The 9535-nt window shown below is 68.8% G+C and carries 9 protein-coding genes; 5 read left to right on the forward strand and 4 right to left on the reverse strand.

Annotated elements, in window-relative coordinates:
- Positions 1–22: 22 nt before the first annotated feature.
- Together VGB24_RS09455 and VGB24_RS09460 are read right to left on the reverse strand one after the other, a co-directional pair.
- Positions 23–415 carry a hypothetical protein gene (locus VGB24_RS09455; protein ID WP_331072702.1) on the reverse strand — a complete coding sequence of 131 codons (393 nt, stop codon included), beginning with the start codon at positions 413–415 and terminating at the stop codon, positions 23–25.
- Positions 409–1278 (reverse strand): hypothetical protein, encoded by an 870-nt coding sequence (locus tag VGB24_RS09460; protein WP_331072703.1) that lies wholly within the window; start codon positions 1276–1278, stop codon positions 409–411. The genes VGB24_RS09455 and VGB24_RS09460 overlap by 7 nt, the downstream gene beginning before the upstream one ends.
- 282 nt (positions 1279–1560) lie before the next feature.
- Here VGB24_RS09460 and VGB24_RS09465 point away from each other — a divergent pair, with 282 nt between their 5' ends.
- The 4 genes from VGB24_RS09465 to VGB24_RS09480 all read left to right on the forward strand — a co-directional run bounded on the left by VGB24_RS09465 (position 1561) and on the right by VGB24_RS09480 (position 5696).
- Positions 1561–2757 (forward strand): sensor histidine kinase, encoded by a 1197-nt coding sequence (locus VGB24_RS09465; RefSeq protein WP_331072704.1) that lies wholly within the window; start codon positions 1561–1563, stop codon positions 2755–2757.
- Positions 2754–3602 carry a LytTR family DNA-binding domain-containing protein gene (locus VGB24_RS09470; protein ID WP_331072705.1) on the forward strand — a complete coding sequence of 283 codons (849 nt, stop codon included), beginning with the start codon at positions 2754–2756 and terminating at the stop codon, positions 3600–3602. The genes VGB24_RS09465 and VGB24_RS09470 overlap by 4 nt, the downstream gene beginning before the upstream one ends.
- A 344-nt stretch (positions 3603–3946) precedes the next feature.
- Positions 3947–4216, forward strand: coding sequence for a GNAT family N-acetyltransferase (locus VGB24_RS09475; protein ID WP_331072706.1), 270 nt, complete (start codon positions 3947–3949; stop codon positions 4214–4216).
- 136 nt (positions 4217–4352) lie between these two features.
- On the forward strand, positions 4353–5696 hold the full coding sequence (locus VGB24_RS09480; RefSeq protein ID WP_331072707.1) for an IS701 family transposase: 1344 nt from the start codon (positions 4353–4355) through the stop codon (positions 5694–5696).
- Positions 5697–6052: 356 nt separating this feature from the next.
- On the opposite strand, the gene VGB24_RS09485 is transcribed toward VGB24_RS09480, so the two are convergent.
- On the reverse strand, positions 6053–6280 hold the full coding sequence (locus VGB24_RS09485) for a hypothetical protein (protein WP_331072708.1): 228 nt from the start codon (positions 6278–6280) through the stop codon (positions 6053–6055).
- A gap of 266 nt (positions 6281–6546) precedes the next feature.
- On the opposite strand from VGB24_RS09485, the gene VGB24_RS09490 reads away from it, so the two are divergent.
- Positions 6547–8190, forward strand: coding sequence for an ABC-F family ATP-binding cassette domain-containing protein (locus tag VGB24_RS09490; RefSeq protein WP_331072709.1), 1644 nt, complete (start codon positions 6547–6549; stop codon positions 8188–8190).
- 434 nt (positions 8191–8624) lie between these two features.
- Here VGB24_RS09490 and VGB24_RS09495 read toward each other — a convergent pair whose 3' ends face one another.
- A complete protein-coding gene (locus VGB24_RS09495) occupies positions 8625–8882 on the reverse strand; it encodes a hypothetical protein (protein ID WP_331072710.1) in 258 nt (85 codons plus the stop codon).
- Positions 8883–9535 lie beyond the last annotated feature (653 nt).

A 9535-nucleotide genomic window follows, 5' to 3' on the forward strand; every position in this document is an offset into this window, starting at 1 on the left:
CCCGCCGCGCTTCATTTCTACTTTATCCGTCTTCTTCGTGGACCGACTCTCGCCACCGTCGTAGCACTTCGTCGCGGTCCGCGCGGCAACGGTCGATGATCTCGGCGGCCGACGGGCGATAACGCTTCATCCGCTCCGCCAGTTCATCCGAAACCAGCGCCACCAGGATGATCTCGCCCTCCATCACGCTGATGCCGATCACGTCTGGGGAGCGGTCGAAGAGCCTGGCTGCCCGTCGCTCGGCCTGCTCACGCGGTCGGATCTGAGCCTCCGCCAGGACGTACTCCTCGCGGGTGAAAGGCAATCGGTACGGATTCGGATCGGGCGTCGTGTCGGACATGGCTGCCACGCTCCCATCTGCCAGCGCGACCGGATCGCACGCGGCGAGCGCCATGTAAAGAATCGGCGTCAACATACCTGTGCCCCGTTCACGAAAATCATCCATCCAGGCGTGCAGACGCCCTCGTTCATGTACCGTTCCAACACACGTGCCGCTTCGGGGTCCAGGTACGAGCCGCTTCCCTCACCACCGTACGACACCCACACCCCATCCTTTGCTTCGCCCTGTCCGCCTCCCCAGAGCGCCAGATCCTCGCTCGTTCCCTGGAAACGATACCATCCGATGTATCCTACATGTGCGCGGAGGAACCCGGCCACCAGCTCCTCGCGTACCCAGCACGTTCCGTCGATGAAGCCGGACCAGATCCGCATCTGCTCGTCATCCGAGATCCAGGGCCCGGGTGGCAAGCGATAGCGCCCTTTCGGCACACCGATGTTCGACGGGAGGAGTTGCACACGGTCAGCCCGTCCATCGATCTGAAAGTGGTGGCCCTTCCATTCGAAGTGGGGGTCGTCCACATACATCGGACAGAAGTACGGGCCGGAGTCGTACCACGACGTACCGGTCTCCGGCGGGTTCTCGTTGTAGACCGAGTCCGTACCCACTGCCGGATAGCTACCATACTCACAGACAAGGTCCGCCAACGAGCATTCCGGCGTGTGCAGATCACCGTTGCAACTCGGATCGTCTGGATAGCAGGCCGGGTCCGTGATGGCGGACAGGTGGAGTTGCTGCTGAGCCCGGTCCACCCGAAGTCTGTACTTCTTGACCTTGCCGCCTTTTCGGACGACCACCGAGAAGACGAACTCCTGACCCTTGCCCGTCGCAATTCTGCTGATTGAGCGAGATGTGGGGAGCGTCGACTCAGAGTCAGCGGCGCAGGCCGTCGACAGTGCGACCAAGGACAGGACCAGGCATGTGGATCGTCTCGTCGGCATGGTGGATCCTCCGTGAAGGGACGAAGCGACTTATGATCATTATGTCGTTTTTAGAGCGCGTCAATAGTTTTTATACCGTGATGATCCTCGTCTTTGATACGGGGCGTTGGAGCCGGTGCGGCGCTGGAAGCGGAGACTTGGCATTCGATGCGTGCAGATCGTGCCCACGCCGGTGCAGTTCGTGCGCGGATCTCTGCCGCGGTGGCGGGGCGCCGTGTATCGTGCGTGCGTGGACGGGTGCGCACCTGCGCGCCCGCGCTTGAATCAGCGTGATGGATCTTCGTGACCGAGACCCGTACGACCCCGGCCCAGAACCTGGGCGACGCGCCGGAAGAGACCGCCCGCCTGGGGCGCGGCGAACTGCTGGCCATCGCCCTGTTCTGGCTGTTCATGGCGCTGCTCACGGCCGCCAACCGGCTGCTCGAGCCGCGGCGCCCCGGCCTTGCGCCGGGGCTTCCCACCGGCCCCATCGCCATGGCCGTGGCCGAGATGGTGATCTGGATGCTGGTGACGCCGCTGGTGTTCGGGATCAGCCGGCGCTTCGTCAGCGGCCACCAGAACCGCGCGGCGCGCATCGCCCTGCTGTTCGTGGGGGGGATCGGCGTGTCGATCTTCGTGGACCTGGCGCTCGACTTCGTGCGCGTGTACGTGTTGCACCTCCAGTTCCGCGGGCGGCAGGGGTTCGATCCCTGGCGCAGCCTTTCGCGGCTCTGGTTCATCCGCGAGATGGTGGTGTACTGCGGGATCGTGGCGGCCGGGCTGGCCCGCGACTACTTCTGGCGCTACCGCGCGCGGCAGGAAGAGGCCGTGCGCCTGCAGGCCGAGACCGCGCGCCTGCAGGCCCAGCTCGCCGAGGCGCGGCTGGCCACGCTGCGCACCCAGATCGACCCGCACTTCCTGTTCAACACGCTGAACGCCGTGAGCGCGCTGGTGGAGCGCGACCCGCCCGGCGTGCGGCGGATGATCGCCCGGCTCAGCGAGCTGCTGCGGCACTCGCTGGAGGGCGCCGGCGACGCCGAGGTCCCGCTGCGGCAGGAGCTGGCGTTCGTGGACAAGTACCTCGAGATCATGCGCATCCGCTTCCAGGGGAGCCTGGAGGTGGAGACCGTGGTGGACGACGAGGTGCGCGACGCGCTGGTGCCCAACCTGGTGCTCCAGCCGCTGGTGGAGAACGCGGTGAAGCACGGCGTGAGCCGGCTGCGGGGCGCGGGGAAGATCGAGATCCGCGCGCACCTGCACGACGGGCGCGTGGTGCTGCGCGTGCGTGACAACGGCCCGGGGCTGGCCGACGCGCCGCAGGACGGCGTGGGGCTGCGCAACACGCGCGAGCGGCTGGCGCAGCTCTACGGCGAGGCGCAGTCGTTCGCGCTGCGGCCGGCCGAAGGCGGCGGCACCGAGGCCGAGGTCTCGCTCCCCTTCCACACCCGCGGCGACCTGCGCGCGCTGGGCGTGACCGCCACGGCCGGGGTGGCGGGATGAGCGCGCGGAGCTTGCGGGTGCTGATCGCCGACGACGAGCCGCTGGCCCGCGCGCGGCTGGAAGACCTGCTCCGCCGCGAGCCGGCCGTGGAGATCGTGGGTACGGCGGCCGATGGCGACGAGGCGGTGGAAGAGATCGTACGTCTCCAGCCCGACCTGGTGTTCCTGGACGTGCAGATGCCGGGGAAGACGGGGGTGGAGGTGGTGCGCGCCGTCGGTCCCGCGCGGATGCCGGCCACGGTGTTCGTGACCGCATACGACCAGTTCGCACTGCAGGCGTTCGAGCTGGCCGCGGTGGACTACCTGCTGAAGCCGTACGACGACGAGCGCTTCGAGCAGGCCCTCCAGCGCGCCCGGCGGATGGTGGAGCTCTCGGAGGTCGGCGCGCTCACCGACCGGCTGCTCACCCTGCTGCAGGGCGGCGCCGTCCCCGCGTCCGCGGCGCAGTCTTCGATGTCGGACGCCGTTGCACCGGCGCCCGCCGCCGAGCCGGCGCCGCAGCGCGCCGCGCCGATCGAGCGGATCGCGGTGGAGATGAAGGGGCAGGTCCGCGTGGTGCCGGTGGGCGACATCGAGTACATCACCGCCAGCGGCCCGTATGCCGAGATCCACACGCACGAGCGCGGCTACATCATCCGCGAGCGGATGCAGGCGCTGGAGGACCGGCTGGACCCCACGCGCTTCCTGCGCATCCACCGCTCGGTGATCGTGCGGCTGGACCTGATCGACGCCCTGCTGCGCGGCGGCGGCGGCGACTACGCCGTGCGCCTGAAGAACGGCGTGAAGCTCAAGGTCAGCCGCACGCGCGTGGAGGAGCTGGAACGGAGGATGGGCGTGGCGAAGTAGCCCGCGATCCACGATGATGTCCGCGCCCGGAAGGGCGCAGGCGGACTGCGTGCCTTTGTAGCCGAGAGTCCATTCGCATTTTCGCGACATCGTCCCTCCGGACTATCACCTGACGCACGCATCCGGCCCCCCTTCGATGCCAGAGTCCGATCCCGCCGCCCCCGCCCTCACCATCCGCCGCGCGACCGTGGACGACGCGGAGGCGCTGGCGCGGCTGCGCTGGGAGTTCCGCACCGCGATCGACCCGCCCAACGAGGCCCACGACGCGTTCGTCGCCCGGTGCGCGGCGTGGATGCGGGCGCGGCTGGGCGACGATTCCTGGCGCGCGTGGGCGGCGGAGCTCGATGGGGATCGTGGGGGCGGCGTGGCTGCACCTGATGGAGAAGATGCCGAACCCGGTGGACGAAGCCGAGGTCTATGGCTACGTGACCAACGTCTACATTCGCGAGCACCTGCGCGGGCAGGGCGCCGGGGCGCGGCTGATGGCGGCGATCGTGGACGAGTGCGCCGCGGCCGGGGTGGAGGCCACCATGCTGTGGCCCACCGCCCGCAGCCGTTCGCTCTACCGCCGGTTCGGCTTCGAGGGCGACGGCCGGATGATGGTTCGGATGTGATACCGAATGCGATGATTGACTGTGCATTCTGCAACCATCTCCTCCATCGTCACCCTGAGCTCGACTTTGTCCAATTCTTGCATACTCTGTTCACCAGCACGGTGCCCCCACACCCATGCTGGGGAGCAGTGTGTCGATGCACGACGAGTTGGAGCAGCTGTTCACCGAGTTCGCCCCTCTCTTCACCCGGCCCACCTTCGCCAATGCGCTCCGGCTGCTGAAGGGCGCGCTCCTGTCGCTGGGCTCGCGCACCGTGGCAGCCGCTCTGCGCGCCGTCGGGCTCCAGGACGATCCTCACTTCCTCAACTATCACCGCGTTCTGTCGCGGGCGCGCTGGAATGCTCGCAAGGCTTCACGGATCCTGCTGCACGCGCTGGTGCGGGCCTTCGCCATCAACGGCCAGCCGCTCATCTTCGTCATCGACGACATGATCGAGCGCCGCTGGGGTTCCAAGATCAAGGCCCGCGGCATCTACCGTGATCCGGTGCGCTCCAGCCGCGGCTTCTTCGTGAAGACGAGCGGGCTGCGCTGGGTCGCGCTCATGTTCCTGCCGCACATCGCCTGGGCCCGGCGCGTGTGGGCTCTGCCGTTCCTCACCGTGCTCGCTCCTTCCGAGCGCTACGCTGCCAACGCCGGCCGCCGTCATAAGACGGTCGTCGACTGGGCGCGGCAGATGATCCTTCAACTCGCGCGCTGGCTTCCCGACCACCGCCTGATCGTGCTGATGGACGTCAACTACACCAGCCAGAAGCTGTTCGGCGCGATCTGCAGCCGGGTGACGGTCGTTGCCCAGATGCGCCTCGACAGCCGGCTCCATGCTCCCCCACCCCCGCGCCTGCCCGGCCAGCGCGGCGGGAGCCGCAAGGTCGGCGAGCGCCTGCCCAGCCTCAAGGACCGGCTGGCCGACCCGCTCACAGAGTGGATCAGCGTCCGGATCTCCGAATGGTACGGCAGGCGCGAGGTCGACCTGCAGATCGCGACCGGCACCGCGCTCTGGTACTACCCGGGCAATCCCGCCATCCCGATCCGCTGGGTCATCGTGCGGGATCCCTCCGGCAGGCGGGAGACGCGCGCGTTCCTCTCCACCGATCCGGAGGTGGATGCGATCGAGATCATCCGCCTCTACATCCGGCGCTGGTGCGTGGAGGTCACCTTCGAGGAGACCCGCCGCCATCTCGGTGTCGAAACCCAGCGGCAGTGGTCCGACCTTGCGATCGCGCGTACCACCCCCTGCCTGCTAGGTACGTTCTCGATCATCGCCCTGCTCGCCGACCGTCTCGACAAGCGCCAGCTCCTCCAGGTCCGCAGCGCCGCCTGGTACCCGAAGACCGTCCCGACCTTCAGCGATGCCGTCGCCGCCGTGCGCCGTCATCTCTGGACATCAGGAAATCTCTTGCACTCCCGGTCAACCGCCGACTACGAAAGAATTCCAGCACCTCTGTTGCGACGCATCACCGATACGCTCGCCTACGCCGCCTGAGATGGCTAAAGTCGAGCTGAGGCCGACCACCGTGCGTCGCGGCATGAGCCGGTGGTCGCAGGCCGAAGGATCTATCGCCGGCTTGCGCGAAATCCCCAGTCGTAACGCATCCGATGGTATGGATCCTTCGCGCTGCGGCCCTTGCAGCACGCCGCGGGTGCAGCGTGGTCGCGCTCAGGATGACGAGGGGCGGTGTCGTGCGAATGCACAATCAATCGCTGAATTCGGTATGAGACGACGCGGCGGGGAGGGGTGCGCGGTGCGACAACGGGGTGATCGCACGGCTGCGGACGCAGAACCGGGGTGAGACGCGACTGCCGTCTCACCCCGGGTTCCTTCCTGCCGGCGCGAGCCTTCTACCGGTGGGTAGTATCGGTGGGCGTCACGTTCACGCTGGGCGTGACCACCGTGTTGGTGTCGGTGCCCACGTTCACGTTGGCGGGGTCCACGTCCACCTGGGGGGCCTGGCCGCCGCTCACGTCCACGTCGGGGAGCTTGCCCTCGTCTTCCACCTTCGCCGTGCAAGCGCCGGCCGAAATCGCCAGGGCCGCAACGGCCACGAACCACCGCTTCGCGCTGATCATCGTCAGATCCTTTCGAGAGAATGGAACGAGCAGACGCCGCGTCCCACCCCCGGGGAAGGCAAGACTCGGACCTGCTACCACGACGGCATGGTTGATGGGCGTGGCGGCGATCCCGGGGGCCTGCGCTTGACGCATCATCTGTTTCTTCGATCTTTCACCACGCAGTTCCGCGCAGTACATCCCGGTCCCAGACGAGAGCACACGAATGCGGCTGACCCTGAACGGTGTCCACCTCATGACAACCTTCAGGGACGGAGTGTGCCTCCATGCCAGCAGTTCTCCACGACTTTCGTATCGCCGCCGACCGGCTGGGCTACGCGCTCGCTGACGGCCGCACCCTTTTCTCCGACATCACCCTCGGCTTCGGCCGCGAGCGCACGGGGCTGACAGGGCCCAACGGCGCCGGGAAAACCACGCTCGTCCGCCTGCTGGCGGGTGAGCTGGCCGCGCTGCACGGAAGCGTCCAGCGGCGCGGCACCGTCGCGTACCTCCCCCAGAACTTCGAGCTGGGCACCGACCGCCCGCTGGCCGCCGTGCTCGGCATCGACCAGCGGCTGGCGGCGCTCGACCGCGTGTATGCCGGCACCCCCGAGCCGGGCGACCTGGACCGTGTGGGCGACGACTGGGACCTGCGCGAGCGCGCCGAGGCGGCGCTCGCGCGCTTCGGCGTGGGCCACCTGCCGCTCGACCGGCCCGTGGCCGGCGTGAGCGGCGGCGAGGGAACGCGCGTGGCGCTGGCGGGGCTCACGCTGGCGCAGCCGGACTTTCTGCTGCTGGACGAGCCCACCAACAACCTCGACGCCGCCGGACGCGACGCGCTGTACGAGCTGGTGCGCGGGTGGACGGGCGGGCTGCTGGTGGTGAGCCACGACCGCACCCTGCTGCGCCTGCTGGACCGCATCGTGGAGCTTTCGCCCGCCGGCGTGCGCGTGTACGGCGGCAACTACGACGTGTACCTGGCGCAGAAGGCGGCCGAAGAAGGCGCCGCCGCGCGCGAGCTTTCCAGCGCCGAAGCCGCCCTGCGCGCCGCCCGCCGCGAGGCGCAGCGGATGCGCGAACGGCAGGACCGCCGCGACAGCCGCGGCAAGGCGCGTGCGGCAAAGGGCGGCGCCCCAAAGATCTGGCTGGGGATGCAGCGCGAGCGCAGCGAGGGCACGCGTGGCCGCGTGCGCGACACCGCCGAGCGCATCGTGGCCGGCGGGCGCGAGCGCTTCGACGCGGCGCGGGCGCGGGTGGAGGAGCGCGGCCGCATCGCGCTGGAGCTGCCGCCCACCGTGCTGGCGGCGGGGAAGGTGGTGGTGGAGCTGGACGGCGTCTCCGTCCTCCGCCCCGGCGCGGAACGCCCCGCGCCCGAGAACGTGAGCCTGCGCGTCGTCGGTCCCGAACGGCTGGCCATCGCCGGGCCGAACGGGAGCGGGAAGACCACGCTGCTGCACGTGATCGAAGGCACGCTGCCGCCCACCTCCGGCAGCGTGCGGCTGGGAGTGCCTGCCGACGACGTGGCGTTCTTCGACCAGCACGCGCGCAGGCTGCGGCCGGGCGCGTCGGTGCTGGAGTGCTACCGCGAGCGCAACCCCGACATCGGCGAGACGGAGGCGCGGCATGCGCTCGCCCGCTTCCTGTTCGAGGGCGACGCGGTGCACCAGCCCACCCAGACGCTGAGCGGCGGCCAGCGGCTGCGGGCGGCGCTGGCGTGCACGCTCAACGGCTGGCGCCCGCCGAAGCTGCTGCTGCTGGACGAGCCCACCAACCACCTGGACCTCGACAGCCTGGCCGCGCTGGAAGACGTGCTGAACGGCTACGACGGCGCCCTGATCGCGGTGTCGCACGACCGCGCGTTCCTGGAGGCGATCGGGGTGGAGCGCGTGGTGGAGATCGGAGTGATCCAGAGCGTTCCGGGAGATTCCTGATCCGCTCACAGAGGGTGCGGAGAACACGGAGGAACGGTGAAGAGGGATGGCGCGCGCCGATCCTCGTCTGTGAACCTCCGTGTCCCCCGTGAGAGTCCTGCTCCTGGTCGTTTCATGGAGATCAGAATGGAGGCAAGCGAAAGCGGCGGCCCGGGAAACCCGGTCCGCCGCTTTCGCCCCATTCACCCACTTCCCTCACTCGGTCACCCGGCCCCCCAACCGGGCTTCCCGGTCCTACTCCCCCCATTGTCCCGGCACATGAACCCGAACCTCACCCCATTCCCTGACCAGCTCCGGTCATCCGGTCCCCCAACCGGATTTCCCGGTCCCCACACCCACTCCCTCACCAGACCAGCTCCGGTCATCCGGCCCCCCAACCGGACTTCCCGGCCCCACACCCACTCCCCTCACCCAACCCCCAGAACCACACCCCGTCACTCCCCTACCGTCTTCTCCGCCTCCCGCTCCGTCTTCTTCACTTCCGACGCCCCGCTCAACAGCTCCAGCAGCTCGGCGTCCGTCATCGTGGCCCAGTGCTCGGGCGGCTGCGCCATCCGGCGCTTGTCACCGTCGCTCTCGAAGCAGAGCCATCCCTGGCCCATCTGCGGCGATGTCTGGATGAGGACCGCGCTCTGGGGCACGACGTGCCAGATCCTCCAGTTTCGCCCCTGCGCGTCTCTCACGGTCCGCATCGCGATTCCCTCTGGCGTTCACGCCGAGGGGTAAAGCAAGCTCCGGGCCAAACCGCCGCGAGGGTAAGATGAAGCGGTTGATGAGGATGCCCTGAACCGGCAGCGCCAAAGGTTTGCAAAGGGTGCAGAAATGGCGGACAAAGCTGATGCGGCCGGCGTTGCAGTTCGGCAGACGAGACAGGAGCTCCAAGGGGAGCAGGGCGATTGAAATCGCTGCAACGACTACACGAAGTCCGCCTTCGCGGACTACCCGCTGAAGCGCGGCAGACGGATCGAGGCGCGCGACCGATCCCGCCGGATCGCGCGGGTGGCGGCGTGCAGTCCGCGACGGCGGACTTCCCGAAGTTCCAGCCCCCGGTTTCAACCAGGGGTGGTCGGCGGACACCCGGATTGGTCGGCGGACACCCGGGGTTGGTCGGCGGACACCCGGGGTTGGTCGGCGGATCCCGCGGTGGCGCGCCCCTCTACGATGCACCGATGCACATTCGATCGTGGGGATACGGGCCTGCCCAGACGACGAGGCGGGCGCCCCGGATGGAGCGCCCGCCTCGTTCACCACCTGCCCCGGGCCGATCAGAAGGGCTGGTAGCCGTTGCCGCCGGTGGAGCCGTGGCCGTAGCCGCGGAAGTGGCGGCCGGGCTCCACGCCCCCCA

The organism is Longimicrobium sp. (assembly GCF_036399935.1).
Taxonomy (GTDB): domain Bacteria; phylum Gemmatimonadota; class Gemmatimonadetes; order Longimicrobiales; family Longimicrobiaceae; genus Longimicrobium.

Coding starts and splice junctions, on each gene's coding strand:
- VGB24_RS09455 (WP_331072702.1), bottom strand. CDS start 415: ATGTTGACGCCGATTCTTTACATGGCGCTCGCCGCGTGCGATCCGGTC.
- VGB24_RS09460 (WP_331072703.1), bottom strand. CDS start 1,278: ATGCCGACGAGACGATCCACATGCCTGGTCCTGTCCTTGGTCGCACTG.
- VGB24_RS09470 (WP_331072705.1), top strand. CDS start 2,754: ATGAGCGCGCGGAGCTTGCGGGTGCTGATCGCCGACGACGAGCCGCTG.
- VGB24_RS09475 (WP_331072706.1), top strand. CDS start 3,947: ATGGGGATCGTGGGGGCGGCGTGGCTGCACCTGATGGAGAAGATGCCG.
- VGB24_RS09480 (WP_331072707.1), top strand. CDS start 4,353: ATGCACGACGAGTTGGAGCAGCTGTTCACCGAGTTCGCCCCTCTCTTC.
- VGB24_RS09485 (WP_331072708.1), bottom strand. CDS start 6,280: ATGATCAGCGCGAAGCGGTGGTTCGTGGCCGTTGCGGCCCTGGCGATT.
- VGB24_RS09490 (WP_331072709.1), top strand. CDS start 6,547: ATGCCAGCAGTTCTCCACGACTTTCGTATCGCCGCCGACCGGCTGGGC.
- VGB24_RS09495 (WP_331072710.1), bottom strand. CDS start 8,882: ATGCGGACCGTGAGAGACGCGCAGGGGCGAAACTGGAGGATCTGGCAC.